The sequence below is a fragment of the Streptomyces sp. NPDC002868 genome (genome assembly GCF_055563295.1).
In genome coordinates this window covers 66,334-91,900 of sequence record NZ_JBVHDR010000014.1, presented here as the reverse complement: position 1 = coordinate 91,900, position 25,567 = coordinate 66,334, and the positions used below count along the sequence as shown (strand labels likewise).

Sequence of the window (25,567 nt, the reverse complement as noted above, 5' to 3'; positions counted from 1 at the left end):
GGACGGGGATGCGCGCCCCGCTGCCCGCCCGGCTCGGGTAGTGTTGCCGTCTCCAGCAGTGGACCGTCGTAGGAGGTGAGACCCATTACCGCAGTAGCAGGCTGGGTGCTCTCATCTCACGACCGCGCGGTCAATCCGACATAGGTGACCGCCCCGCGGGAGCGCCCTCAGGCTTCCCGAAAGGCATCCATGTCGGCTTCACCGTCACTTCTTCCTCTCTCCGCCATCGTCACCAGGCTCCGCGCCGCCGGCTGTGTATTCGCCGAGGACGAGGCGCGACTGCTCATCTCCACGGCAGGTACGCAGTCCGAACTTGCCGCCATGGTGGACCGGCGGGTCGCCGGGCTGCCCCTTGAGCACGTCCTCGGGTGGGCCGAGTTCTGCGGTCTGCGGGTGGTCGTCGAACCCGAGGTCTTCGTGCCTCGCCGGCGCACCGAGTTCCTCGTGGCGCAGGCTGCCGGGCTCGCCGGGTCGCGGGCTGTCGTCGTCGATCTGTGCTGCGGTTCCGGTGCGGTGGGCGTCGCGCTGGCGGCGGCGTTGGAGGGGACCCAGCTGTACGCCGCCGATGTCGACCCGGCCGCGGTGCGGTGCGCCCGGCGCAATGTCGGGGCCGTCGGGGGGCAGGTGTATGAGGGCGACCTCTTCGAGCCGCTGCCCGCCGCGCTGCGGGGCCGGGTCGATGTACTGGCCGCGAATGTGCCGTACGTACCGACCGGGGAGGTCGAGCTGCTGCCCCCGGAGGCGCGCGAATTCGAGCCGCGGGTGGCGCTAGACGGGGGTGCGGACGGGCTTGACGTGCTTCGGCGGGTGGCCGGCGAGGCGCCGCGGTGGCTGGCGCCCGGTGGGTGCCTGCTCGTCGAGACGAGCGAGCGGCAGGCGCCGGGGGCCGTCGAGGCCTTGGCCCGCGGCGGGCTGGTGCCGCAGGTGGCTGTTTCCGAGGAGCTGTACGCCACCGTCGTCATCGGAACCAGGCCCGCGGACCCGCCTCGGGCATGATCCGCGGGCCTGATCCGCGGTCCTGAGGCCCCGCCGCCCGCCCCCGGAACCTCAGACGTCGCTCAACACTCCCGGGATTGATGGACGACACACGCATCTCCTCCGTAGGGTCACGATCATGCCCGACATATCGCTGACGACGCTCGTCTTCCTCTGCCTCGCCGCCGCCGCGGCGGGCTGGATCGACGCGGTGGTGGGCGGCGGCGGGCTGCTGCTCCTGCCGGCCATGCTGCTCGGCCTGCCGAACGCCCAGGCCGCGCAGATCCTCGGCACCAACAAGGCCGTCGCCATCGTCGGTACGTCGGGCGCCGCGATCACCTATGTGCGCAAGGCCCCGGTGCAGGTGAAGACGGCGGTACGGATCGGGCTCGCGGCACTCGCGGGCTCGATGGGCGGCGCGTTCTTCGCGGCCGGGATCAGCAGCGACGTACTCCGGCCCGTGATCATGGTGGTGCTCCTCGGCGTGGCGGCCTTTGTGATGCTGCGCCCCACCTTCGGCACCGCATCGGACGCCGACCGGCGCACCGTCGGCCGCGCCCGCATGATTGCCGCGATCGTGCTCGTCGGCGGCGGAATCGGCTTCTACGACGGTCTGTTCGGGCCCGGCACGGGCACCTTCCTGGTGCTCGCGCTCACCGCCGTGCTCCATCTCGACCTGGTGACCGCGTCCGCCACCGCCAAGATCGTGAATGTCTGCACCAACGGCGGGGCCCTGGCGATGTTCGCCTACCAGGGCACGGTGATGTGGCAACTGGCTGCGCTGATGGCGGTGTTCAACCTGGCGGGCGGCATGTTCGGCGCCAGGATGGCGCTCAGGAAGGGCAGCGAGTTCGTCCGCGGAGTGCTGCTCGTCGTGGTCTTCTCGCTCGTCGCGAAGCTCGCCTTCGACCAGTGGACGGCGTAGCGGGCGGATCGGCGCCGTACTGCGGACGATCATGCCGATGGTGGCCGTACCCCGATCAGGTGCGCGAACGCCACCACATTCCCCTGGTAGCCGGTCTTCTTCGTGAAGCCGCCCCCGCAGGTGATCACCCGCAGCTCCGCGCGGCCCCTCGACCCGTACACCTTCTCGTCCGGGAACGCGCCCGTCCCGTACACCTCGATCGCGTCGATCGTGAACACCGCCGTACGGGCGTCCTGCCGGGTCACCTCGATCCGGTGGCCCTTCTTCAGCGCGCCCAGGTTGTAGAAGACCGACGGGCCCTTCGCGTTGTCGACGTGGCCGGCGACTATCGCCGTGCCCTTGGCGCCGGGGGATGTGCCGTCCCGGTACCAGCCCGCGAGGTTGCGGTCGGCGGCCGGTGGCACCTCCAGGCTGCCTCTGCTGTCCAGGCCCAGGCGCGTGACCGGGGCGTCGACCCTGATCTCCGGTATGCGCAGCCGTACCGGCGGGGACGGCGGCAGTGGGTCGGCGGCCGCGTCGGTGTGGTGGTGGGGACCGGCGGCGAAGGCCTCCGCCGCGGACGGGACCGGCGGGGTCACGTTCTCGGAGCCGTTCTGGACCAGCCACAGGCCGGCGCAGACGGCGACGGCTATGCCCCAGCCGCTGCCCTTGGCGCTCATCGGTCCTCCGGATAAATCTCGCCCGCTCCCGTCAGGTCCTGGGACCTGACGGGAGCGGGGATACGGCGGGTACGAGGGACGGTGGGAACCGGCCCGTCAGCTGCCCTGCGCGCCGCTCGCCCGACGGCGCAGGAGCAGGGTCCCGCCTACGGCGGCCGCGGCCAGTACGGCCACGCCCGCCGCGATCTGGGTGGTGTCAGGGCCGACGCTGCCGCCGACGCCGGAGTGCACATGGCCGCTCGGCCGGTTGTGGTGCCGCACCGCCAGGTCACCAGTGGCCCGCTTGCCGTTCTTGCAGCTCACCTCGATGGCATAGGTCCCCGGCTTGGCCTCGTGCGGGACTGTGAACCGGCCGACTATGACCTCTTTGTGCTTACCCGCAGACAAACGGAATTCGCCCGCGCCCAGCGACCGCGCGTCTCCGACGCCGTGGCCGCCGGGACCGCAGGCGGTGGTGTTCACGGTGATGGTGGCGCCCGGCGAGGCGGTCGACGGGAACGCCTCCAGTACCGCGAAGTCCCCGGCGTACGCCCCGTGGGCGCCGAGCCCTATCGTGGCGGCTGCCAGCGCGGTGGCTGTCAGCAGGCGGGCGGTGGTGCGCATGTCGGTCCTCCGGTGAAGCGCGGTGGTGCGAGTGATCGTCCTCACTTTGAGGTAAGGCGCAGCCCGCCGCCCACGCCTGCTGATGGGCAATCAGATTCGATGGACAGACTCGGCGTGTCGCGCTGGACACGAGACGTTGTCGCAGGTCATCGCCGGTGACGGGGAATCAGATGGCGAGGTTGGCCCCGGGCATGCTGAACGGGTGAAGGGGCCCCCGGCCGGCCGTACCCGCTCGCCGGGCACGGACTTGACCTCAACCATGCTTGAGGTATGAGTCTCATCCTCATGGACCTCACAACGCCTGAAACCGCGTCCGAGATCTCGCCCGAGACCGCGCCTCAAAGCGCGCCCGAGAGCACCGCGACCGAGAGCACTGTGCCGCTGAAGCTCGCCGTCGTCCTCTCCAGCAACCGCGAAGGCCGCTTCGGCCCCGTCATCGCCGACTGGTTCCTCTCCCGCGCCGCCGGGCGCGAGGACTTCACCGTCGAACTGATCGACCTTGCCGACGCCGGCCTGCCCACCGCCCTCTCCTACAGCCCCGGCCCCGCCGTCCGCGCCGAACTGGCCAAGGTCTCCCCGAAGCTCGCCGACGCCGATGCCTTCGTCGTCCTCACCCCCGAGTACAACCACTCCTTCCCCGCCGCCCTCAAGAACCTCATCGACTGGCACTACACCCAGTGGCAGGCCAAACCCGTCGGCTTCGTCTCGTACGGCGGAATCTCCGGCGGCCTGCGCGCCGTCGAGCAGCTGCGCCAGGTCTTCGCCGAAATGCACGCCGTCACCGTCCGCGACACGGTCTCCTTCCACCACGCCGGCGCCCACTTCGACGGCGAGGGGCGGCACAAGGACCCGGCCGCCTGCGACGCCGCGGCCAAGACGATGCTCGACCAGCTCGCCTGGTGGGGGCACGCCCTGCGGAACGCCAAGTACAGCCACCCGTATGCCGGTTGAGGGCCGCGGACACGCTGACCGGACTGCTGGGCGAGCGAGTGCGTACGGTGGCTGCCTGACCGACTGCGACCCGACCCCGCGACCCGACCCCTGCGACCGAAGGAGCACGTCAGTGGCCCAGGCGCTGACCGTACTGACCACGACTGACAGCGCCGCGAAGGCGGAGGAGCTGGCGCGCGGCGCGGTGGAGGCGAGGCTCGCCGCGTGCGCGCAGATCTCCGCGCCGGTCACCTCCGTCTACCGCTGGAGGAACGCGATGGAGACCGCGGAGGAGTGGCAGGTCCTCTTCAAGACGACGCAGGCCTGCTATGCGGCGCTGGAGGCGCATCTGGTCGCCGCGCACGACTACGAGACACCGGAGATCATCGCGACGCCGGTGGTGGGCGGCAGCCCCGCGTATCTGGCGTGGATCGAGGCGGAGACCATGGTGCCGTGACGATGTCTGCGCAAGAGCTCCCGTTCTTCGTCTACGGCACGCTGCGCCCGGGCGAGTGCAACCACGATCTGTTCCTGCACGGCCGAACGGCGACGGAAGAGCCCGGGCTGCTCGGGGGCGCGGTGCTGTACGAGGGCCCCGGCTATCCGTACGCCGTCCTCGACGCCGCTGGCGGCACGGTCGCGGGGGAGCTGGTGACGGCGGCCCCGGGGGAGTACGGCGAGCTGCTCGCCGTACTCGACCACCTGGAGGAGTACATCGCGCCGGGCCACCCGCGCAATCTGTACGAGCGGGTGGCGCGCGACGTCCTGGGCCCGGACGGCACGGCCGTACGGGCGTGGGTGTACGTCGCGGCGCCGGGGCCGGCCGGGGAGCTGCGGGCGAAGGGCACGCGGATCCGGGGCGGCGACTGGTGCGGCGGGCTGAGCAGCTGACCGGGGCTACGTCTCGTGCGCGCGTTCCACCCGGACCGCGCACACCTTGAACTCCGGCATCCGCGAGGTCGGGTCGAGCGCGGGGTTCGTCACCGAGTTGACCCGGCCCTCGCCGGGCCAGTGGAACGGCATGAAGACGGTGTCGGGCCGTATCCCCGCAGTGATCCGGGCGGGCCCGACGGCACGCCCGCGCCGTGACACGACGGCGAGCGGCTCGCCCTCGACGGCCCCGAGGCGCTCGGCGAGCAACGGATGCAGCTCGACGAAGGGCCCGGGGGAGGCGGCATTGAGCTCATCGACCCGCCGGGTCTGCGCACCGGACTGGTACTGCGAGACGACCCGCCCGGTGGTGAGCAGTACGGGATACGTCTCGTCGACCTCTTCGCCGGCGGCCCGATGCGCCACGGTGACGAAGCGGGCGCGCCCGTCGGGGGTCGAGAACCGTTCGTGGAAGAGCCGGGGCGTGCCGGGGTGGTCTCCCGAGACCTCCTCGGGGCACGGCCAGAACACCCCGTCCTCCTCCATGATCCTTCGGTACGTGATGCCCGAGTAGTCCGCCGGGCCGCCCGCCGACGCCCTGCGCAGTTCCTCGAAGACCTCCTCCGGGTCCGCCGGGAAGCCCTTCTCGTGGCCCAGCAGAGTCGCCAGCCCGCCCAGCACTTCCAGGTCGCTCCGTATGCCCGGTGGGGGCGTCACCGCCTGGCGGCGCAGCAGGACGCGGCCCTCCAGATTGGTCGTCGTGCCCGTCTCCTCCGCCCACTGCGTGACCGGCAGCACCACATCCGCGAGCGCCGCCGTCTCCGACAGCACCACGTCCGCGACCGCCAGGAAGTCCAGCGAGCGCAGCCGCTCCTCCACATGCCCGGCTCGGGGCGCGGAGACCACCGGGTTCGAGCCCATCAGCAGCAGCGACTTCACGTCCCCGCCCAGCGCGTCCAGCAGTTCGTACGCACTGCGCCCCGGGCCCGGCAGCGTCTCCGGCTCAACCCCCCACACCCGGGCGACATGCGCCCGCGCCGCCGGGTCGTCGAGCTTGCGGTAGCCCGGCAACTGGTCCGCCTTCTGGCCGTGCTCGCGGCCGCCCTGGCCGTTGCCCTGGCCGGTCAGGCAGCCGTAGCCGGACAGCGGTCGGCCCGCGCGGCCCGTCGCCAGGCAGAGATTGATCCACGCGCTCACCGTGTCCGTGCCCTTGGAGTGCTGCTCGGGACCGCGCGCGGTCAGCACCATCCCCGACTCCGCGTCGCAGAACATCCCCACCGCTTCGCGCAGTTGGGGCACGCCCACCCCGGTGATCCGCTCCACCAGCTCCGGCCAGTGCGCCATTGCCGCGGCCCGCGCCTCGCCCCAGCCGCTCGTACGCGACGCGATGAACTCCTCGTCCGTACGCCCCTCGGCCACCACCACGTGCAGCAGCCCGAGCGCCAGCGCCAGATCCGTCCCCGGCCGGGGCGTGAGATGCAGGTCGGCCTGTTCCGCCGTCCGTGTCCGCCGCGGGTCGACGACGATCAACTTGCCGCCGTTCTCCCGCAGTTCGGTCAGATAGCGCAGCGCCGGCGGCATCGTCTCGGCGAGATTCGAGCCCACGAGGATCACGCACCCGGAGCGCGGAATGTCCTCCAGCGGGAACGGCAGCCCGCGGTCGAGCCCGAATGCCCGCTGGTGCGCGGCCGCCGCCGACGACATGCAGAAGCGCCCGTTGTAGTCGATCTGCGAGGTGCCCAGCACGACCCGCGCGAACTTCCCGAGCGCGTACGCCTTCTCATTGGTCAGGCCCCCGCCCCCGAAGACGCCGACCGCGTCGGGGCCGTACACCGCCCTCGTACGCCGCAGTCCCGCCGCGACCGTACTGAGAGCCTCCTCCCAGGTGGCCGGCTCGAGCCTGCCTGTGGCGGGGCGACGGACCAGGGGCTCGGTCAGACGCACCCGGGAGGAGAGCAGCGCGGGCGCGGTACGGCCCTTGCCGCACAGCGCGCCCCGGTTCACCGGGAAGTCCGGGCGCTCCACCACCTCGACCGCCTCGGGTCCGCCGCGCAGACTCATCCCGCACTGCAGGGCGCAGTAGGGACAGTGGGTCGGCGTGACCGGGGCAGCGGCCTCGGTGGTGGTTTCGGACATACGGCCAGGTTGCGACGCCCGTGTTACGCGGGCGGGCGCGCCGCATTACGGTCCGGGTACGCCCATCTCCGCCCGCGCCCCTGGCGCCCGTGAGGTACCCGCGGTGCCCCGTTCGGTACCCGTGGCGCCCGTGAGGTACCCGCAGCGCTCCTCACGCGCGGCGGCCGAGCAACGCCAGCAGTCTGGCCTGGTGGCTGTCGCCCGGCGGCGGCTCGATCGGCGGGGCGAAAAGACCGGACTTCGACAGGCCCGAGGCGTAGGGAGTGACCTCGTCGAGCGCGAAGCTCACCAGCACGTCCGGCAGCCGCTCCGGCGCGCCGATCGCACGGGACAGGTCCCAGGTGTGCACGACGGCGTCCGTGATCATCTGCGCGCAGTACGCCACCGCCGGGGTCTCGCCGTACGAGAGCAGCACGGTCTGCTCCAGCGCCCCCGGCGCCCCGAACGCCTTCCGCGCGGCGCGCGCGGCCGCGTCCCAGCTGGTCCGCGGGTGGGCGCCGAGCACATCGCCGTCGTACGCGTCGCCCACCTCGTCGATGCCGGCTCCGTCGGTCACCAGGTCGGGCACCCACAGCTGTTCCGCGGTGAGATGGTTGACGAGATCGCGCACGGACCACTCGGTGCAGGGCGTCGGGTCGTCCCACTGATCGGCCCGTACCGCGTGCACGCGTTCGGTGAAGAGCGCGAGCGCTTCGGCGTGCCGGCTGAGCAGGGTTGCTACGTCGTTTTCCATACGGTTCACTGTCGCGCGCCGCGGATGCCGACGCGAGTCTGTCGCCGCGTGTCACCGGGCGGCTGCGGCCAGCGCCTCCCTCACCCCGGGCTCCTCGGCCCCAAGGAACCGGGGATCCGGCGTGAACGCGGCATCCAGCGCCGCCTTGCCGGCCGCGAACATCTCCCGCGTCCCGCCGTAGTACCAGGTCGCGTCGTGGGGTTCGGCGACCCCGACGCCGTACGACTCGACCCCCGCCGCCCGGCAGAGCGCGACGGCCCGCCGGATGTGGAAGCCCTGGGTCACCAGGACCGCGCGCCGGACCCCGAAGATCTTCTTGGCGCGTACGCAGGAGTCCCAGGTGTCGAACCCGGCGTAGTCGCTGACGATTCGCTTGTCCGGCACGCCGCGGGCGGTGAGATACGTGCGCATGGCGTCCGGCTCGTCGTACTCCACGCGGCTGTTGTCGCCGGTGACGAGCACAACCTTGACCTTGCCCGCCCGGTACAACTCGGCGGCGGCGTCCAGCCGGTGCGCGAGATAGGGCGTGGGGCGGCCCTTCCAGAGCCCGGCCCCGAATACGACGGCGACATCCTGCGCCGGGACCTGCGCGACGGTGCGGATGCGGCTGTCGGCGACGGCGTGCATCCAGGTCGCGGGAGCGAGTGCGAAGACGCAGGCGAGCATGACGGCCTGCGCGATCCGCCGCTGGGCGCGCCGGGTACGGGGTGCTTTGGGAAGTCGTAGTCTCACCTTCACGCCTGGTCAGACGTTGATGGGGCCGGATCGGTTCGGCCGGGGGCCGCTTTGGCTCCGTCTCGATCCAGTCCATGGCGATACCGGCCCCCGATCGCAGTAGGTGACGGGCCTGACAACGCCGCCGGGGTGTCGGTGAGCCCGTGGAAAACACCCGTCACCCTCACGCAACGACCCGGCAATCTCGGCACGTCAGGATCGGTTCATGACGGAGCCGGCGCACCTTCACGAGTCCCTGCCCCTCGACGCCACGCCCCTCGACAGCACAGCGCAGCTGCTCCTGCGCATCTCCGACCAGCTCGGCAGCCAACTCAGCCACGTCACACTGAACGGAGCCCGCAGGCGCATGCCCCCGACCGAACGGCCCACCCTCGTCGCCGTCGCGCACGGCAGCCGCGACCCACGCGCCCTGCGCACCGTCACCGAGCTCCTCGACCGAGTCCGCGAGCTGCGCCCCGGACTCGACGTCCGCCTCGGCCACATCGAGCTGAACGAGCCGCTGCTGCCCGGCACCCTCGCCGCGCTCCAAGGCGAGCGGCGTACGGACGGCGCCCACGCCGTCCTCGTACCGCTGCTGCTCAGCCGCGGCTACCACGTCAAGCACGATCTGCCGCAGGCAGCCGCGGCCGTACCCGGCGCGGACATACGCGTCGCCGCCCCGCTCGGCCCGCACCCCCTCCTCGTGGAGGCGCTCTGCTCACGGCTGGCGGAGGCGGGCTGGCGGCCCGAGGACGGCACCAGCCGCAGCGCCGGAGTGGTCCTGGCCGCCGCGGGCTCGCGCGACCCCGATTCCGCGTCCGACACCCGGCGCGCCGCGGAACTGCTCAGCGAGCGGCTCGGCGGAGTGCCGGTCGTTCCCGCCTACGCGTCGGCTGCCCAGCCCACCGTCCCCGCGGCCCTGCGCGCGCTCGCCGCCCGGGGCCGCCACCGCATCGCCGTCGCCTCCTACTTCGCTTTCCCGGGCCTGTTCGCCACCCGCAGCGCCGCCGCCGCGCCCTGGATCGCCGCCGCCCCCCTCGGCGCGCACCCGGCCCTGGCCCGGCTGCTGCTGCAGCGCTACGACGAGGCCCTGAGCACTGCGCACGCCACGCAGCGGCGCGAACTCGCCCCTGCGTAGACCACCGCATCGCCCGACTGCCACCGGCTCCGGTTACCTTCGGTGCATGGCAGGCACCACCGGCACCACCTCATCCGGCCCCGACGCATTCGACGACACCCCCGACGACGCTTACGACGAGGCGGCCACCGCACGCTGGGCCCCCGAGCCGGACAAACGCCCGGGCCGTACCGCTTTCCAGCGCGACCGCGCGCGCGTGCTGCACTCCTCCGCGCTGCGCCGGCTCGCCGGCAAGACCCAGGTGGTCACCCCCGGCACCCGAAACCAGGCCTGGGACGCCAGCCCCCGCACCCGGCTCACCCACTCCCTGGAATGCGCCCAGGTCGGACGGGAACTGGGCGCGGCGCTCGGCTGCGACCCCGATCTCACCGAGGCCGCATGCCTCGCCCACGACATGGGCCACCCGCCGTTCGGACACAACGGCGAGCAGGCACTGAACGACTTCGCCAAGGACTGCGGCGGCTTCGAGGGCAACGCCCAGTCGCTGCGGCTGCTGACCCGTATCGAGCCCAAGCGGTTCGTCCACCGCACGATGACATCAGCCGGTGCCGGGGCGGGGACCGGCGAGCTCGTCAGCGTCGGCCTCAACCTCACCCGGGCAGTCCTGGACGCCGCCACCAAATACCCCTGGCCGCGCGGCGGACACCCCGCCGACCCCGACTCGGTGAAATTCGGGGTCTACGAGGACGACCTGCCGGTCTTCGAATGGGCCCGCGAGGGCGCCCCCGAGTACCGCAAGTGCTTCGAGGCCCAGGTCATGGACTGGTCCGACGACGTGGCGTACTCCGTGCACGACTTCGAGGACGGACTGCACGCCGGCCATATCGACCCCAACCTTCTCCTCGCCGAACCGGAGCGCAGCGACATCTGGCGGGTGGCGATCGGGCGGTACGTACCCGAGGACACCGATCCGCAGGAGCTGGCCGAGGCCCTGGACCGGCTCATCGACCAGGAGTGGTGGCCGCACCACTACGACGGCTCGGCGGTCGCGCAGGCCCGGCTGAAGGACGCCACCAGCCAGCTCATCGGCCGCTTCTGCCTCGCCGCCGAGGGCGCGACCCGCCAGAGATACGGCTCCGGGCGCCTCACCCGGTACGCCGCCGAGCTGGTCGTCCCGAGGGCCGCCCGCAACGAATGCGCGGTCCTCAAGGCCGTCGCCGACCGCTATGTGATGCAGCGCGCCGAACAGGAGGCGCTCCGCGCCGACCAGCGCATCGTGCTCGCCGAACTGGCCGAGGCGCTCACCGCCCGCGCCCCCGAGAGCCTTGACCCGCAATTCCGTGCTCTGTTCGACGCCGCCCCCGACGACCGGGCGCGCAAGCGGGTGATCGTCGACCAGCTCGCCTCGCTCACGGACGCCTCCGCCCGCACGCTGCACGCCCAGCTCACGGCCCGCCGCTGAGCAGCTGGGAGGGAGCCCCCGCGGCGCGTCCGAGATGACACGCCCAGGGGTCACTCCCTCTTCCGCCATAACGCTGCGTGCGGGACGCTCGCTGAAGGCTGCGCAGCGTAAAAGCAAAGAGGAGGCATCAAGTGGTCGACGCACATCGGACATTCGTCATCGTCGGCGGTGGACTTGCCGGAGCCAAGGCCGCCGAGACCCTCCGTGCCGAAGGGTTCACCGGCCGCGTGATCCTCATCGGTGACGAACGCGACCACCCTTATGAACGGCCGCCCCTGTCGAAGGGCTATCTGTCGGGCAAGGAGGAGCGCGACAGCGTCTTCGTCCATGAACCCGCCTGGTACGCCCAGGCCGACGTCGAACTGCACCTCGGCCAGACCGTCGTCGCGGTCGACCGGGACGCCAAGTCCGTACGCCTGGGCGACGGCACCGTCCTGCACTACGACAAGCTGCTGCTGGCCACCGGCGCCGAGCCGCGCCGCCTGGACATCCCCGGCACCGAGCTGGCCGGCGTCCACCACCTGCGCCGCCTCGCCCACGCCGACCGGCTGCGCCAGGTGCTCACCGCGCTCGGCCGCGACAACGGCCATCTGGTCATCGCGGGCGCGGGCTGGATCGGCCTGGAGGTCGCGGCAGCCGCCCGCGGCTACGGCGCCGAGGTCACCGTCGTCGAACCGGAACCCACCCCGCTGCACCAGGTCATCGGCCCCGAGCTGGGCCAGGTCTTCACCGAACTGCACCGCGAGCACGGTGTCCGCTTCCACTTCGGCGCCCGCCTCACCGAGATCACCGGCCAGGACGGCATGGTCCTCTCCGTCCGTACCGACGACGGCGAGGAGCACCCGGCCCACGACGTCCTCGCCGCGATCGGCGCGGCCCCGCGCGCCGCCCTCGCCGAAGCCGCCGGCCTCGCGCTCGCGGACCGGGGGCACGGAGGCGGCATCGCCGTCGACGCCGCACTGCGCACCTCCGACCCCGACATCTACGCGGCGGGCGACGTCGCGGCCGCGCACCACCCGCTGCTGGAGTCCAGGCTGCGCGTCGAGCACTGGGCGAACGCCCTCAATGGCGGCCCGGCCGCCGCGCGCTCGATGCTCGGCCAGGATGTCTCGTACGACCGCATCCCGTACTTCTTCTCCGACCAGTACGACCTGGGCCTGGAGTACTCAGGCTGGGCGCCGCCCGGCTCGTACGAGCAGGTGGTGCTCCGCGGCGACGTCGGGAAACGGGAGTTCATCGCCTTCTGGCTGAAGGACCGCCGGGTGCTCGCCGGGATGAACGTCAATGTGTGGGACGTCACCGACCCGATCCAGCAGCTGATCCGCTCCGGGAACCCGGTGGACCCGGAAGCCCTCGCCGACCCTTCCGTACCGCTCACTTCCCTCAACAGCTGACGGGAGTGTCACAGCGCCACCGTAGACTTCCGCGTGTGGCAGGCAGGATCAACGATGACGACGTGAAGGCGGTCCGGGACGCGGTCCCGATCGACGCCGTCGTTTCCGAGTACCTCCAGCTGCGCAACGCCGGCGGCGGAAACCTCAAGGGGCTCTGCCCCTTCCACGACGAGAAGTCCCCCTCCTTCCAGGTCAGCCCGAGCAAGGGTCTCTTCTACTGCTTCGGCTGCCAGGAAGGCGGCGACACCTTCGCCTTCGTGATGAAGATCGACCATCTCTCCTTCTCCGAGACGGTCGAGCGCCTCGCCGCGACGGCGGGCATCACCCTGCGCTACGAGGAGGGCGGGTACAACCCCACCCACCAGCGGGGCGAGCGCATCCGCCTGGTCGAGGCGCACAAGGCCGCCGCGCAGTTCTACATCGAGCAGCTGGAGACCGGCCCCGAGGCCGAGACGGGCCGCAAGTTCCTCGCCGAGCGCGGCTTCGACCAGGCCGCCGCCCAGCACTTCAGCGTCGGCTACAGCCCGCAGGGCTGGGACCACCTCACCCGCTTTCTGCGCGGGAAGGGCTTCAGCGACAAGGAGCTGATCCTCTCCGGCCTCTCCCAGGACGGCCGCCGCGGCCCCATCGACCGCTTCCGCGGCCGGCTGATGTGGCCGATCCGCGACATCTCGGGCGATGTCGTCGGCTTCGGAGCACGCAAGCTGTACGAGAGCGACAACGGGCCGAAGTACCTCAACACCCCTGAGACGGGCATCTACAAGAAGTCCCAGATGCTGTACGGCATCGATCTCGCCAAGAAAGAGATCGCCAAAACCAGCCGGGCCGTCGTCGTCGAGGGCTACACCGACGTCATGGCCTGCCATCTGGCCGGGGTCACCACCGCCATCGCCACCTGTGGCACGGCCTTCGGCGGCGACCACATCAAGATCCTGCGCCGGCTGCTGATGGACAACGCCACCGCCGAGGTGATCTTCACCTTCGACGGCGACGGGGCCGGACAGAAGGCCGCGCTGCGCGCCTTCGAGGACGACCAGAAGTTCGCCGCCGAGACCTCGATCGCCATTACGCCCGGCGGCATGGACCCCTGCGAACTGCGCCTGGCCGAGGGCGACGACGCGGTGCAGAAGCTGGTCGAAACGCGTACGCCGCTCTTCGAGTTCGCGATCCGCCACAGCGTGCTGCGCCACAACCTGGAGACGCCCGCGGGCCGGGCCGCCGCGCTCGACGAGGCCGCGCCGATCGTCGCGGGCATCAAGAACATCGCCATCCAGCACGAGTCGGCGGTGCAGCTCGCCGGCATTCTCGGCATCCTCGACACGCAGTTCGTGGTCAAGCGGGTCGCCCAGCTCGCCCGCTGGGCCCGCGACCGCGGCGGCCGCGGTCCGGCGACACAGTCCCGCACCCAGCAGTCGTACGAGACCCAGAGCGCCCCGCGGACCCTCGCGGGCCCCGCCCTCAACCTCCGCAGCCCCGCCCACCGCACCGAACGCGAACTGCTCAAGCTCGCGCTCCAGCACCCGGATCTGGTCTCGCCGGCCTTCGACGCGTACGGCGTGGACGAGTTCACCGCCCCGCCCTACGCCGCGGTCCGCCAGACCATCGCCGAGGCCGGCGGCGCCGAACAGGGCACCCAGGACACCCCCGACTACCTCGCCCGCGTGCGCGACGCCGCCCCGAACGACACTGTGCGCGCCCTGGTCACCGAGCTCGCCGTCGAAGCGGTGCACGCCAGGACGGTCGACGAGACCTACGCCGGCACCCAGCTCGTCCAGGTCCGGCTGCGCGCGGTCGACCGCCGCATCCGCGAGGTCCAGGGCACCCTCGCCCGCCTCGGCCCGCACGCCGACCCCGAGCACCACACGGCCGTACAGAACGAACTGTGGGTGCTCCAGCAGTACGCCCAGTCCCTGCGCAACCAGGGCGCCGACGTCCTCTAGCCCCGCTTGGGTAACCGCCCGGTCACGCACTGGACTCAAAAAGTAGCCGCACGCCCCTCGTGGCGGTGATGTGTCGTACCCCACACTGGGGTGCGGTGCCTGAGTCCCCGGAGCGCGGCCGGTCCACCCACAGTGGGCCTCTCACCCCCGCGGATCCGTTCATCGTGTACGGGACGGAAAGCGGCCCGGCCGCCTCCGTCCCGCTGCCGCACGCCCCCGAACCGGCAGCGATCACCCTGGAGGTCGCCCCCGTGCAGACCCAGACCCTGACCGAGACCGATGCTGTCGCGGCCGTCTCCGCGCAGGTTCCCGCGCAGAGCCGGGCCGTACATCACCCCGAGACCGCGACCGTTCCCGAAGCGGTCCCGGAGACCCTCGTCGAGGATCCAGTGGAAGTGCCCGAGCCTCCGGAACGACGGGTCGGCCGCATCGACAGCGGCGGGCCCTCATCCGACCTGTTCCGCCAGTATCTGCGGGAGATCGGCAGAATTCCGCTGCTCACGGCTGTCGAGGAGGTCGAACTGGCGCGGCGCGTCGAAGCCGGTCTGTTCGCCGAGGAGCGGCTCGGCAAGACCCCCGACATCGACGACTCCCAACTCGCCGTCGACCTCGACAAATTGGTGGTCATGGGCCGGATGGCGAAGCGCCGGCTGATCGAGGCAAATCTCCGGCTCGTCGTCTCCGTCGCCAAGCGCTACGTAGGCCGCGGGCTGACCATGCTCGACCTCGTCCAGGAGGGAAACCTGGGCCTGATCAGGGCGGTCGAGAAATTCGACTACGCCCGCGGCTACAAGTTCTCCACGTACGCGACCTGGTGGATCCGCCAGGCCATGTCCCGGGCCCTCGCGGACCAGGCACGCACCATCCGCGTCCCGGTCCATGTCGTCGAGCTGATCAACCGGGTCGTCAGGGTCCAGCGCCGGATGCTCCAGGAGCGCGGCTACGAACCCACCCCCGAGGAGGTCGCCATCCAGCTGGACCTGCCGTCGGAGCGGGTCAGCGAGGTGCTGCGGCTGGCTCAGGAGCCGGTCTCCCTGCACGCGCCGGTGGGGGAGGAGGACGATGTCGCCCTCGGGGATCTCATCGAGGACGGCGACGCGGCGTCGCCCGTCGAGTCGGCTGCCTTCCTGCTGCTGCGTGAGCACCTCGAGGCGGTGCTCTCCACCCTCGGCGAGCGCGAACGCAAGGTCGTCCAGCTGCGCTACGGGCTGGTCGACGGGAGGCCGCGGACGCTCGAAGAGATAGGCCGTATCTTCGGCGTGACGCGTGAACGCATCCGCCAGATCGAGTCCAAGACCCTCAACAAGCTGCGCGACCACGCCTTCGCGGACCAGCTCCGCGGCTACCTGGACTGACACCGGGGCTCCGCCCCGGACCCCGCTCCTCAATCTCCCCCAGACTTCGTCCGGGGGACTCCCACGGGGCTTAGATTTTCCGCCGGTCGGCCTGAATTCTCAGGACGACCGGCGAAAATCAAGCCCGTCCGGCGATTGAGGACACTCCCCCTACGCCCGGAGGGCGTGGGGGGGACCCCCAGAAGGGCGTACCGGGGTCTGGGGCCCCGCCCCCAGTTCGGGGAGTGGGGGTCCCCCCCACGCCGCCCGGGCGTAGGGGGCGGGTCGGGGAACAGGCGCACCGCCCCCGACCTACTCCACCTCCACCACCGCCTGCGCGAACTGTGCCGCGTACAGCCGCGCATACGCACCCTCCGCCGCCAACAGCCCTTCATGCGTGCCCTGTTCGACAATCGCGCCGTTCTCCATCACCAGGATCACATCCGCGTCCCGGATGGTGGAGAGCCGGTGCGCGATGACAAAGCTCGTACGCCCGTGGGCCAGGCGCGCCATCGCCTTCTGGATGAGCACCTCGGTTCGGGTGTCGACCGAGCTCGTCGCCTCGTCGAGCACCAGGATCACCGGGTCGGACAGGAACGCCCGCGCGATGGTGATCAGCTGCTTCTCGCCCGCGCTCACCCCCGACCCCTCGTCGTCGATCACCGTGTCGTAGCCGTCGGGGAGCGTACGGATGAATCGGTCGGCGTGCGCCGCGCGCGCCGCCTCCTCGATCTCCTCCCGCGTCACCTCTCGGGGCGCTCCGTACGCGATGTTGTCCGCGATCGTGCCGCCGAACAGCCAGGTGTCCTGGAGCACCATCCCTATGCCGGAGCGCAGTTCCTCCCGCGATATCTTCGCGATGTCCACGCCGTCCAGGCTGATCCGGCCGCCCGTGACCTCGTAGAACCGCATCAGCAGATTCACCAGCGTCGTCTTGCCCGCACCCGTCGGGCCGACGATCGCGACCGTATGACCCGGCTCCACGCTCAGCGACAGATCCTCGATCAGCGGCTTCTCCGGGTCGTACTGGAAGGCGACCTTCTCCAGCGAGACCTGCCCCAGCGGCTGTCCCGGCCGCCCGGCCGAGGCCGTCGGAGCGTCGGCCTCCTGCTCGTCCGCGTCCAGCAGCTCGAAGATCCGCTCGGCCGACGCGACGCCCGACTGCACCAGGTTCGCCATCGAGGCGACCTGCGTCAGCGGCATCGAGAACTGCCGGGAGTACTGGATGAACGCCTGCACATCACCGATGGACAGCGCACCGGACGCGACCCGCAGTCCGCCGACGACCGCCACCAGCACATAGTTGAGGTTCGAGACGAAGAACATCAGCGGCTGCATCACCCCGCTGTTGAACTGGGCCCTGAAACCCGCCTCGTACAGCTCCTCGTTCTGGTCGGCGAAGGCCCGCGCCGACTCGTCCTGTCGCCCGAAGACCTTCACCAGTGCATGGCCGGTGTACATCTCCTCGATGTGGGCGTTGAGTTTGCCGGTGGTCTTCCACTGCTGCACGAAGTGCGGCTGCGAACGCTTGCCGACCTTCGTCGCCACGAAGACCGACACCGGCACCGTCACCAGCGCGACCAGCGCGAGCAGCGGCGAGATCCAGAACATCATCGCCAGCACGCCCACGATGGTCAGCAGCGAGTTGATCAGCTGCCCCATGCTCTGCTGCAGCGTCTGCGAGATGTTGTCGATGTCGTTCGTCGCCCGGCTGAGCACCTCGCCGCGCTTGGCCCGGTCGAAGTACGACAGCGGCAGCCGCGACAGCTTCGCCTGCACGTCCTCCCGCATCCGGAACACGGTCCGGTTGATCACCCGGATCGACAGCCGCGTCGCCACCAGCATCAGCAGACCCGCGGCCAGATACACCACCAGCGCCACCAGCAGCACATGGCCCACGGCGGTGAAGTCGATGCCGTCGCCGGGCGTGAAGTCCACGCCGGACAGCATGTCGGCGAGCCCGCCCTGGTCCTTGTCCCGCAGGTCGGCGATCGCCTGCTCCTTGCTGGTCCCCCCCGGCATCTCCCGGCCGACGACCCCCGCGAAGACCAGGTCGGTCGCCTGCCCCAGTATCTTCGGCCCGACCACCGCGAACGCGACGCTCAGCACGCCCGCCGCGAGCATCACCCACAGCGTCGCCCGCTCCGGCGCGAGCTGCCGCAGCAGCCGCTTGCCCGAGCCCTTGAAGTCCATGGACCGCTCGACCGGTCCCGTCATCATCCGTCCGCCCGGCCCGCTCATGCGGCCTCAGCCTCCGTCAGCTGCGAGAGCACGATCTCTCGGTAGGTCTCATTGCTCTCCATCAGCTCGTGATGGCTGCCGGTCCCCACGACCTGCCCCTCGTCCAGAACCACGATGCGGTCGGCGTCGCGGATGGTCGACACCCGCTGGGCGACTATCACCACCGTCGCCTCGGCGGTCTCGCGCGCCAGCGCCCCGCGCAGCGCCGCGTCCGTCGCGTAGTCCAGTGCCGAGAAGGAGTCGTCGAAGAGGTAGATCTCGGGCCGCTGCACCAGGGTCCTGGCGATCGCGAGGCGCTGGCGCTGCCCGCCGGAGACATTGGTGCCGCCCTGCGCGATCGACGCGTTCAGCCCGCCTTCAAGATTCCGTACGAAGTCGTCGGCCTGCGCGACTTCCAGCGCCTGCCACAGCTCGTCGTCGCTCGCGCCGGGCTTTCCGTACCGAAGATTCGTTGCCACCGTCCCGGAGAAGAGATACGGCTTCTGCGGCACGAGCCCCACCGTCCTCGCCATCAGCGCCGGATCGAGCTCACGCACATCCACCCCGTCGACGAGCACCTCGCCGCCCGTCACATCGAACAGCCGCGGTACGAGCCCCAGCAGCGTCGACTTCCCGCTGCCCGTCGATCCGATGATCGCGGTCGTCTCGCCGGGCCGCGCCACCAGACCGACGCTGCGCAGCACCGACTCCTCGGCCCCCGGGTAGCGGAACTCCACGTCCCGCACCTCCAGATGCCCGTGGCTGCGCAGCTGCCGTACGGGCGCGGACGGCGGCACCACGCTCGAGTCCGTCGCCAGTACCTCCTCGATCCGCTCGGCACAGACCTCGGCGCGCGGCACCTGCATGAACATGAAGGTGGCCATCATCACGGCCATCACGATCTGCATCAGATACGCGAGGAACGCGGTCAGCGCGCCGATCTGGATCGCGCCGCTGTCGACGCGGTGTGCGCCGAACCAGATGACGGCGATGGACGACACATTCACCACCGTCATGACGGTCGGGAACATCAGCGCCATCAACCGGCCGGTGGACAGGGACACATCGGTCAGCTCGGTGTTGGCCCCGCGGAACCGCTCCTTCTCGTACTCGTCGCGTACGAAGGCGCGGATGACGCGGTTGCCCGTGATCTGCTCCCGCAGCACCCGGTTCACCGTGTCCAGCCGCTCCTGCATGGTCCGGAACAGCGGCCGCATCTTCTTGACTATCAGCGACACCGCGATGCCGAGCAGCGGCACCACCGCGAGCAGCACCGCCGACAGCGGCACATCCTGGCCGAGCGCCATGATGATGCCGCCGACGCACATGATCGGCGCCGACACCATCAGCGTGAACGCCATCAGGACCAGCATCTGCACCTGCTGGACGTCATTGGTCGTACGGGTGATCAGCGACGGCGACCCGAAGTGCCCGACCTCGCGCGCGGAGAAGCTCTGCACCCGGTCGAAGACGGCGGCCCGGACATCACGCCCGAGCGCGGAGGCGGTTCGCGCGCCGTAGAAGACCGCTCCGATGTTGCAGACCACCTGGACGACGCTCACGGCGATCATGACCGCGCCGACCCGGAGGATGTAGCCCGTGTCCCCCTTTACGACACCGTTGTCGATGATGTCCGCGTTGAGGGTGGGCAGATAGAGGGTGGCGCTGGTCTGCAGCAGTTGGAGCGCCACCAGTAAGGCGATGGGTTTCTGGTACGGACTGAGATACGTCCGTAGAAGTCGTATCAGCACGCGCTGTCTCTCGGAGTCGGCAAGATCGAGGGGTCACCCCATCTTGCGACACTCCGCCCCGGTAACCCCAAGGGATTAATTCAAGGCAGGGTCAAGATGTCGGGTTGAACGCCCCGGGGTGGATGTGATCCCGCGTCGCGCCGTACTGCTGGCGCACCGCCTGACCCACCGCGCGTTCCTCCTCCGTCGGAACGATTTGCCCGCCCGCCTCGAAAGTCCCCTTGGACAAGCCAGGGGCAACCCCAACCGCGGCGCCCTGCCAGGCCGGCGGAGCGGCCGGCGACAGCGTCCCCTGCGAGACCCCGAGCGCCCACGCGGCCTGCCGGGCCGCGCCCAGCGCCGCGTAGTCGGCGGGCTGCGGCACGACGACCTGCGCCCCGAAGATCGCGGGCGCCGCGGTCTGTACGGCGGGCAGCTCGGCGGCGCCACCCAGCAGAAACACTCTGCGCACCTCGACTCCGCGCCCGCGCAGCACGTCCATGGCGTCCGCGAGCGAGCAGAGCATGCCCTCGAAGGCGGCTCGGGCCAGATGCTCGGGCTTCATCGACTCGCGGCGCAGACCGCTCAGCGTCCCGGCGGTGTGCGGCAGTTGCGGAGTGCGCTCGCCCTCCAGATACGGCAGCATCACAAGCCCGGACGAACCGGGCGTCGACTTCATGGCCAGCGCGGAGAGCTCGTCGAGACCCTCGAGGCCCAGCAGCTCGGCCGTGCCGCGCAGCGCCCGTACGGCATTGAGCGTGTGCACTACCGGCAGATGCATCCCGGTCGCATCGGCGAACGACGTAATCATCTCGCCCGGATCGGCCAGTGCCTGGTGGTGCACGGCCATCACGGAGCCAGAGGCTCCCAGCGACACCACCGCGTCGCCGACCCCGACGCCCAGCCCGAAGGCCGCCGCCATTGTCTCGCCGGTCCCGGCGGAGATCAGCAGCCCCTCGGGCGTCGTACCCGCGGCATCGGCCGGGCCGAGCACCTCGGGCAGCGCGCACTGGTGCCCGAGCGCCAGCTCCACCAGGTCGGGCCGGTACGAGCCGGTGCCCGCCGACCAGAAACCGGTGCCGGAAGCGCCGCCGCGGTCCGTGGTCCTGCGGGCCGGCCGGCCGAGCAGCTGCCACACCAGCCAGTCGTGCGGCTGCATGACGGACGCGACTTGCTGCGCCGCCTCGGGCTCGGAGCGGGCCATCCAGCGCAGCTTCGCCACCGGCTGCGCGGACTGCGGCACCGAACCGACGGCCTCGGCCCAGGCCTGCCGCCCGCCGAGCGCGTCGATCAGATCCGCCGCGGCGGCCTGCGCACGCTTGTCATTGCCGAGCAGTGCGGGACGTACGAGATTGCCCTGCGGGTCCAGCGTCAGCAGACCGTGCTGCTGCGCGGAGACGCCGATTGCCTGCACGCCTTCGAGCAGCCCGCCGGCGGCTGCCTCGCCGAGCGAGAGCAGCCATACCTGCGGATCGATCTCGGTGGCCTTCGCTTCGACGGGGTGCGGCGCGTACCCCTGGCGCAGCACGGCACCCGTGTCCGCGTCACAGACGACGATGCGCGTGAATGCAGACGAGCTGTCCAAGCCGGCGACTATCCCCATGACTGAAGATTCTGCCGCACGCGGGGAGGTACCACGTCACATGCCGCCGGTTAATTACTGCCGGTGGTCAGGTATTACTGGTGCCCCAGTCGTCCTCGCCGCTCGCGCTCCGCTCCCGCAGGGACCGCACCCGCTCGGCCACCGAGTCGGGCACCCGGTCCCCGACCTTCTCGCTCACCGCGTGGAAAGCCTTGCCCGCGACCTCGCGGCTGTTGTGCGCCGCGGACTCCGCGGCATTGCGCACGGCCGGATTCTGGGAGATCTCGCGCACGGACTTCTTGAGCTGCTCGTAGCGCTCGCGCCCGGCTCGCGTGCCGATCACGTAGCCGAGGGCTAGTCCGGCGAGGAACGTGAGCTTGTACCGCATGGCTGCCACCCTTCCCTTGCGTCGGTGCTCGCCGCCTACCCGGTCAGGCCCGTGATCACCCGGGGCCTTACCGATTGGCGGAGCACCCCCCTGCTTGCGCTAATGTATGTGTCGCGGCGAGCGCACGCCCCCCGGGAGACCCGGGGTAGGTACGTTCGGTGCACACGCAGCAATCCCCTGTAGCTCAATTGGCAGAGCAGCCGGCTGTTAACCGGCAGGTTACTGGTTCGAGTCCAGTCGGGGGAGCGCGATCCCCTGTAGCTCAATTGGCAGAGCATTCGGCTGTTAACCGGAGGGTTGCTGGTTCGAGTCCAGCCGGGGGAGCAGATACCGGAAGAGGGCCCCTTGGGGGGTCCTTTTTCGTGTCCTGGACTACTTCGGGACGGCTCCTGGAACCGGGCAGGGGGCAGCGCAGTCCTCATGATTGTGCGTTGCCGACCACCCGAGGCAGGAGATCGTATGAGCGGCTATGCTGCGGCAGACGGCGCGCACATTTGTGCGCGACGCGCCGTTAGGGGCGGTAGCTCAGCCGGTTAGAGCAGCGGACTCATAATCCGTCGGCCGTGGGTTCGAGTCCCACCCGCCCCACCTGAAGCATGATCTGACCTGCGGAAACGTTCCTCGCGAGGTGTTGGAGCGTCAACTCCGGCTCAGCGGACCGAATCCGCTGCTCGCGAGTTCGGTCCCGGAGTGGTCTATGCCGGTTGGCAATTCGCTGACCTGCGCGGATGTATCGACCCGCCGTTGGTGCGAGCCACCGCAGGTGGCTGGCCTGACGGTCGGAACTGTGAATTCGGGACGCTGGCAGCACACAGGTACCGGGAAGTGTCCACGAGAGGTCCGAGCACGCCGACCGCTGCGGGGTGCGGTCCACGGGGTGGTGGATGTGGTTGATGAGGCGGCCGCCTGGGATTGCGGTGGCATGCTCCGACACGGGTAGCCCCCGGTGATTGGCTGAAGGCGTACAGGAACGGGCCGAACTGAAAACGGCCCCGCGGACGCCCAGCTGCCGATGGCGGCTGATATTCGCCTGAGCCCATTTCTGGGGCCAGGCGGCTCGGCACCAGGCTCTCGGACTGTCCCTCGCACGCGTGGCTCTGTCCATGAGAAGGGACTGCACTTCGACAGTGGTCCGGGAGGTGTCTGGCCGTCGGCGCCGACGCGGAATGTTCACGGGTTCGGGCGGCACCGGGCCTTCCTCGCGGGCCGAGTGTGGCGGGGTCTCAGCGCCAGTCGTCGATCACGTAGGCGTCGGGGTGGCTGTAGCCGGGTTCGTTGGGCCTGTGCATGGTCACGCCCTGCAACCAGGTGCGGAAACCGCGGTCGACCATTCGACGGTAGGCATCCGGGCGGCCCAGGTTCATCCCGGCGTCCAGTTGACCCAGTCCGCGCTCGGCGGCCAGCTGCTCGCACGCGCCAAGCAGTCGTTCGAACCGGTTGGCGGCCTCCGGGCCAGGGCGTACGGCTCCGAACTTGACGAAGCACACGTCCTCGCCGGCCTCCGACCCGGCTCCGCAATGGCAGACGGCCAAGCCATCGAGCTCGGAGCCGACGCCCTGGAGCAGAATGGTGTCACCGAGCCCCTGCGCGTGCGTGGCCACGATCTCGCGTTCCAGGCTCAGGCCCTCGTACACGGCCCCGGTCAGTGCGCGACAGAGGGTCAGGGCGTCGGGCTGCTCGGCGGCGGGCAGCTGGCCGTACAGCACTCGGCCGGGGACTGCGGCACTGCCTGCCACCTGCTTCTTCATGATGGCTGTGAGGAATCGGGGCCAGAAACCGAAACGGCGGTAGAGCTCAAGGTGCTTGGGACTGTGCGAGAAGGTGAACAGGCCCAGGTGGCGGTTCTCCCAGGTGTCGAAGCAGTCCATGACCGGCTCCATGAGGCGCCTGCCGACGCCCTGGTCCCACAGGTCCGGACGCACGGTCAGCGGACCGAAGTACCCGACGCTGCCCCAGTTGACGGCGAAGTTCGATCCGGCGACTTCGCCCTCGACCGTCGCTGCGAAGGCCGCCTGTGGATCGGCCGCCCAGCGAGTGCGGACGTAGTCGGCGGTCCCAAAGAACGTCTTCGGCTCGGGAGCCCCGAGGAACGTCCCGAAGGCGACCCTGAAGATCTCGTCGGCCCGATCCAGGTCCGCCTCACCCAGCGGGCGGACCGACACAGGGCCCGTGCCACTCTTGCGCTCCCCTGCCGGTGGGATCATCGTTCTCTCCTTCCCGACCCCCTGTTTCATCGCACCACGGGCGTGCGCCGCAGGCGAGGCGAAAGGTCCACCGATACCCAGGGACCGAGGACCCGGCCGGTCTGCCTTGCCTGTCCGCCGGGAACTGCAGCTGTCACCAGGCCGAATACCGACCGGTCGAACAACGGCTACTACGGGTACCGAGGCCCAGGAAGGCCACCCCCTGCCCGGGACGGGGAGTCAGTGGACGGGTGCTGTCCGTTCGCGTGAACATCGACCTCGGCCCCGGGCGGGCGCCTCCCAGAGTGCTGAACAATCGCCGTCGTGATCCGTGAACGAAACCACACGCGTGATCTCGATGCTGGTCGGGTAGCAATGCGGTGCTTCGCTGCCGCTGAGGTGAGGGGGACGGCGCAGAGCCTGATCTGTCTCCAGCACGTTGAGCGGCATGAGGAGGAACAGCTCGGCTGAGCTTGCAGTTGGCCACATAGAGCGTCAGCCGCTGGCAGGTCGGCCCGATGCGGATCGGCTGTCACACCTTGGTTTCGACGGTGATGACACGTGTTCCGGCCGGGGCTGCCCGGGTCAGGGCGGCGGACTCCTCGGGGGTGGTGAACAGCACCAGGCCGAGCTGGTGCACCAACGTCATGTCGAGTCGGGTGGGATCGGGGCGGATCAGGCCGTACCAGCCCCGTGTGGAGGTGGGGACGGCTGAGCCGACCGTGACCAGGACTCCGCAGCCGAAGTGCCACGCGGTCGCTTTCGCATGGACGAATGCCAGCTGGCCGGTGTCGGCGCGGGCCTGCGCCAGCGCCGCGTCCTGCAACTGCTGCCGTGCGGCGGGCTCTAGCGTCTGCTGCCACTGGCTGACCAAGGGGGCGTTGGCCTCGGGGAACCGACGGGCAGCGTACTCAATCTGCTGCCTGCGCCACCGTTCCCTGCCGACGCGCTCCTCCTCGGCATAGGCCCTGGCCTCCCCGACCGCCTCCGGCGTCGCCCACAGCCATCGCCACACGCCCGGGATCCCCAGGCCCACTGGACCCGTAGGGGCATGGGGCAGCAGCACGGCGTGGAGGATATGGGCGACCACATCCAGTAAACCGGCCCCGCGGTCGCCATCCCAGCGGCCGTGCCGACCAGCCGGGCATGTGCGGTGGCCGTGGCTGCAGGCGCATTCCTCGGTGACGAACCGTGCGACACCAGACTCCACGGGATACTCCCCGACAGCTGTGGTGCCCACCAGCAGGGAGGGAGCGGTCCCCAGCCAATTCCGCGGACGGTCAGACACCCAGCACACCCCAATGCCGTCGGCAGCGTAGCGGGCGGTGCGACGCTCGATGTCCTCGCTGGTGATCGCAGACAGCTGAGCTCCCACGCCCAGCGGGTAATGCCATCGGGACTGGTCGACAACACATCCGCACGCCATAGGCCCTCAGGCCCGGTCGCCTCCACGGACGCATGATGGCCCGCAGCGCGAACGGCCCCGGCCAGCGCCAGCTTCAGCCGATGGTGCGCGACCGACTCACCTGCCAGCGCACACCGCCGAGACGCTCCCGGGTCATGGGCGAAGAACCGCACGCCGCCGGGGGAGAGCTTGGCGTGGACGCGATGCTGGCAGGCCGGGCATGACAGACGCGGCCGAGGTCGTGCCCGGTGCACCGTCACGCTCCCGCCCACCGTGGCCACATCCGCCCCACCTCCGTCGATGCGT

At 70.5% G+C, this 25,567-nt stretch carries 21 protein-coding genes and 3 tRNA genes; 13 read left to right on the top strand and 11 right to left on the bottom strand.

Annotated features, from left to right (window positions below; all coding sequences use genetic code 11):
* Positions 1–189: 189 nt before the first annotated feature.
* Both ACZ3H8_RS32845 and ACZ3H8_RS32840 read left to right on the top strand, forming a co-directional pair.
* Positions 190–996: a putative protein N(5)-glutamine methyltransferase gene (locus ACZ3H8_RS32845; protein ID WP_467407986.1), complete on the top strand. Its 807-nt coding sequence runs from the start codon at positions 190–192 to the stop codon at positions 994–996.
* Between the two features lie 118 nt (positions 997–1,114).
* Positions 1,115–1,900 carry a sulfite exporter TauE/SafE family protein gene (locus tag ACZ3H8_RS32840; RefSeq protein ID WP_467407985.1) on the top strand — a complete coding sequence of 262 codons (786 nt, stop codon included), beginning with the start codon at positions 1,115–1,117 and terminating at the stop codon, positions 1,898–1,900.
* Positions 1,901–1,929: 29 nt separating this feature from the next.
* Here ACZ3H8_RS32840 and ACZ3H8_RS32835 read toward each other — a convergent pair whose 3' ends face one another.
* On the bottom strand, positions 1,930–2,559 hold the full coding sequence (locus ACZ3H8_RS32835; RefSeq protein ID WP_467407983.1) for a class F sortase: 630 nt from the start codon (positions 2,557–2,559) through the stop codon (positions 1,930–1,932).
* A 96-nt stretch (positions 2,560–2,655) separates the two neighbouring features.
* On the bottom strand, positions 2,656–3,162 hold the full coding sequence (locus ACZ3H8_RS32830; protein WP_467407982.1) for a hypothetical protein: 507 nt from the start codon (positions 3,160–3,162) through the stop codon (positions 2,656–2,658).
* Between the two features lie 285 nt (positions 3,163–3,447).
* On the opposite strand from ACZ3H8_RS32830, the gene ACZ3H8_RS32825 reads away from it, so the two are divergent.
* From ACZ3H8_RS32825 to ACZ3H8_RS32815, 3 genes are all read left to right on the top strand, one after another.
* Positions 3,448–4,113, top strand: a complete 666-nt coding sequence (locus ACZ3H8_RS32825; protein WP_467408079.1) for an NADPH-dependent FMN reductase — start codon at positions 3,448–3,450, stop codon at positions 4,111–4,113.
* A gap of 112 nt (positions 4,114–4,225) precedes the next feature.
* Positions 4,226–4,549: a divalent-cation tolerance protein CutA gene (gene cutA / locus ACZ3H8_RS32820; RefSeq protein WP_398988833.1), complete on the top strand. Its 324-nt coding sequence runs from the start codon at positions 4,226–4,228 to the stop codon at positions 4,547–4,549.
* Between the two features lie 2 nt (positions 4,550–4,551).
* Positions 4,552–4,983, top strand: a complete 432-nt coding sequence (locus ACZ3H8_RS32815; protein WP_467407980.1) for a gamma-glutamylcyclotransferase family protein — start codon at positions 4,552–4,554, stop codon at positions 4,981–4,983.
* A gap of 6 nt (positions 4,984–4,989) precedes the next feature.
* Here the strand turns inward: ACZ3H8_RS32815 and ACZ3H8_RS32810 are convergent, their stop codons facing one another.
* The 3 genes from ACZ3H8_RS32810 to ACZ3H8_RS32800 form a co-directional block, all read right to left on the bottom strand.
* A complete protein-coding gene (locus ACZ3H8_RS32810) occupies positions 4,990–7,098 on the bottom strand; it encodes a molybdopterin oxidoreductase family protein (RefSeq protein WP_467407979.1) in 2,109 nt (702 codons plus the stop codon).
* Between the two features lie 151 nt (positions 7,099–7,249).
* Complete coding sequence (locus ACZ3H8_RS32805) at positions 7,250–7,831, bottom strand: TIGR03086 family metal-binding protein (RefSeq protein ID WP_467407978.1); 582 nt, start codon at positions 7,829–7,831, stop codon at positions 7,250–7,252.
* Positions 7,832–7,882: 51 nt separating this feature from the next.
* Entirely contained in the window at positions 7,883–8,569 is a 687-nt protein-coding gene (locus ACZ3H8_RS32800) for a SanA/YdcF family protein (protein WP_467407976.1), read from the bottom strand.
* 202 nt (positions 8,570–8,771) lie between these two features.
* Between ACZ3H8_RS32800 and ACZ3H8_RS32795 the strand changes: the two genes are divergently transcribed.
* From ACZ3H8_RS32795 to ACZ3H8_RS32775, 5 genes are all read left to right on the top strand, one after another.
* Complete coding sequence (locus tag ACZ3H8_RS32795) at positions 8,772–9,683, top strand: sirohydrochlorin chelatase (RefSeq protein ID WP_467407975.1); 912 nt, start codon at positions 8,772–8,774, stop codon at positions 9,681–9,683.
* Positions 9,684–9,729: 46 nt separating this feature from the next.
* Positions 9,730–11,085, top strand: coding sequence for a deoxyguanosinetriphosphate triphosphohydrolase (locus tag ACZ3H8_RS32790; protein WP_467407973.1), 1,356 nt, complete (start codon positions 9,730–9,732; stop codon positions 11,083–11,085).
* Between the two features lie 131 nt (positions 11,086–11,216).
* On the top strand, positions 11,217–12,479 hold the full coding sequence (locus ACZ3H8_RS32785; protein WP_467407972.1) for an NAD(P)/FAD-dependent oxidoreductase: 1,263 nt from the start codon (positions 11,217–11,219) through the stop codon (positions 12,477–12,479).
* A gap of 35 nt (positions 12,480–12,514) precedes the next feature.
* Entirely contained in the window at positions 12,515–14,419 is a 1,905-nt protein-coding gene (gene dnaG, locus ACZ3H8_RS32780; protein WP_467407971.1) for a DNA primase, read from the top strand.
* A gap of 95 nt (positions 14,420–14,514) precedes the next feature.
* On the top strand, positions 14,515–15,774 hold the full coding sequence (locus tag ACZ3H8_RS32775; RefSeq protein WP_467407969.1) for an RNA polymerase sigma factor: 1,260 nt from the start codon (positions 14,515–14,517) through the stop codon (positions 15,772–15,774).
* 291 nt (positions 15,775–16,065) lie between these two features.
* On the opposite strand, the gene ACZ3H8_RS32770 is transcribed toward ACZ3H8_RS32775, so the two are convergent.
* From ACZ3H8_RS32770 to ACZ3H8_RS32755, 4 genes are all read right to left on the bottom strand, one after another.
* Complete coding sequence (locus ACZ3H8_RS32770; protein WP_467407968.1) at positions 16,066–17,994, bottom strand: ABC transporter ATP-binding protein; 1,929 nt, start codon at positions 17,992–17,994, stop codon at positions 16,066–16,068.
* Positions 17,991–19,724 carry an ABC transporter ATP-binding protein gene (locus tag ACZ3H8_RS32765; protein WP_467407966.1) on the bottom strand — a complete coding sequence of 578 codons (1,734 nt, stop codon included), beginning with the start codon at positions 19,722–19,724 and terminating at the stop codon, positions 17,991–17,993. The genes ACZ3H8_RS32770 and ACZ3H8_RS32765 overlap by 4 nt, the downstream gene beginning before the upstream one ends.
* Positions 19,725–19,815: 91 nt before the next feature.
* The gene (locus ACZ3H8_RS32760; protein WP_467407965.1) at positions 19,816–21,306 is read right to left on the bottom strand and encodes an FGGY family carbohydrate kinase; all 1,491 of its coding nucleotides are present in this window, start codon (positions 21,304–21,306) and stop codon (positions 19,816–19,818) included.
* A gap of 67 nt (positions 21,307–21,373) precedes the next feature.
* Complete coding sequence (locus ACZ3H8_RS32755) at positions 21,374–21,673, bottom strand: YtxH domain-containing protein (protein WP_307663661.1); 300 nt, start codon at positions 21,671–21,673, stop codon at positions 21,374–21,376.
* 173 nt (positions 21,674–21,846) lie between these two features.
* On the opposite strand from ACZ3H8_RS32755, the gene ACZ3H8_RS32750 reads away from it, so the two are divergent.
* From ACZ3H8_RS32750 to ACZ3H8_RS32740, 3 genes are all read left to right on the top strand, one after another.
* Positions 21,847–21,919, top strand: a tRNA-Asn gene (locus ACZ3H8_RS32750).
* 5 nt (positions 21,920–21,924) lie between these two features.
* Positions 21,925–21,997: transfer RNA gene (locus tag ACZ3H8_RS32745), tRNA-Asn, on the top strand.
* 190 nt (positions 21,998–22,187) lie between these two features.
* Positions 22,188–22,261, top strand: a tRNA-Ile gene (locus ACZ3H8_RS32740).
* Positions 22,262–22,896: 635 nt separating this feature from the next.
* On the opposite strand, the gene ACZ3H8_RS32735 is transcribed toward ACZ3H8_RS32740, so the two are convergent.
* Positions 22,897–23,877: a GNAT family N-acetyltransferase gene (locus ACZ3H8_RS32735; protein ID WP_467407963.1), complete on the bottom strand. Its 981-nt coding sequence runs from the start codon at positions 23,875–23,877 to the stop codon at positions 22,897–22,899.
* Between the two features lie 511 nt (positions 23,878–24,388).
* Entirely contained in the window at positions 24,389–24,922 is a 534-nt protein-coding gene (locus tag ACZ3H8_RS32730) for a hypothetical protein (RefSeq protein WP_467407962.1), read from the bottom strand.
* Positions 24,923–25,567: the final 645 nt, after the last annotated feature.

Excerpts from the sequence above, each read along its gene's own strand:
- ACZ3H8_RS32845 (WP_467407986.1), top strand. The coding sequence starts at position 190 with ATGTCGGCTTCACCGTCACTTCTTCCTCTCTCCGCCATCGTCACCAGG.
- ACZ3H8_RS32840 (WP_467407985.1), top strand. The coding sequence starts at position 1,115 with ATGCCCGACATATCGCTGACGACGCTCGTCTTCCTCTGCCTCGCCGCC.
- ACZ3H8_RS32835 (WP_467407983.1), bottom strand. The coding sequence starts at position 2,559 with ATGAGCGCCAAGGGCAGCGGCTGGGGCATAGCCGTCGCCGTCTGCGCC.
- ACZ3H8_RS32830 (WP_467407982.1), bottom strand. The coding sequence starts at position 3,162 with ATGCGCACCACCGCCCGCCTGCTGACAGCCACCGCGCTGGCAGCCGCC.
- ACZ3H8_RS32825 (WP_467408079.1), top strand. The coding sequence starts at position 3,448 with ATGGACCTCACAACGCCTGAAACCGCGTCCGAGATCTCGCCCGAGACC.
- ACZ3H8_RS32815 (WP_467407980.1), top strand. The coding sequence starts at position 4,552 with ATGTCTGCGCAAGAGCTCCCGTTCTTCGTCTACGGCACGCTGCGCCCG.
- ACZ3H8_RS32810 (WP_467407979.1), bottom strand. The coding sequence starts at position 7,098 with ATGTCCGAAACCACCACCGAGGCCGCTGCCCCGGTCACGCCGACCCAC.
- ACZ3H8_RS32805 (WP_467407978.1), bottom strand. The coding sequence starts at position 7,831 with ATGGAAAACGACGTAGCAACCCTGCTCAGCCGGCACGCCGAAGCGCTC.
- ACZ3H8_RS32795 (WP_467407975.1), top strand. The coding sequence starts at position 8,772 with ATGACGGAGCCGGCGCACCTTCACGAGTCCCTGCCCCTCGACGCCACG.
- ACZ3H8_RS32790 (WP_467407973.1), top strand. The coding sequence starts at position 9,730 with ATGGCAGGCACCACCGGCACCACCTCATCCGGCCCCGACGCATTCGAC.
- ACZ3H8_RS32770 (WP_467407968.1), bottom strand. The coding sequence starts at position 17,994 with ATGAGCGGGCCGGGCGGACGGATGATGACGGGACCGGTCGAGCGGTCC.
- ACZ3H8_RS32760 (WP_467407965.1), bottom strand. The coding sequence starts at position 21,306 with ATGGGGATAGTCGCCGGCTTGGACAGCTCGTCTGCATTCACGCGCATC.
- ACZ3H8_RS32755 (WP_307663661.1), bottom strand. The coding sequence starts at position 21,673 with ATGCGGTACAAGCTCACGTTCCTCGCCGGACTAGCCCTCGGCTACGTG.
- ACZ3H8_RS32735 (WP_467407963.1), bottom strand. The coding sequence starts at position 23,877 with ATGATCCCACCGGCAGGGGAGCGCAAGAGTGGCACGGGCCCTGTGTCG.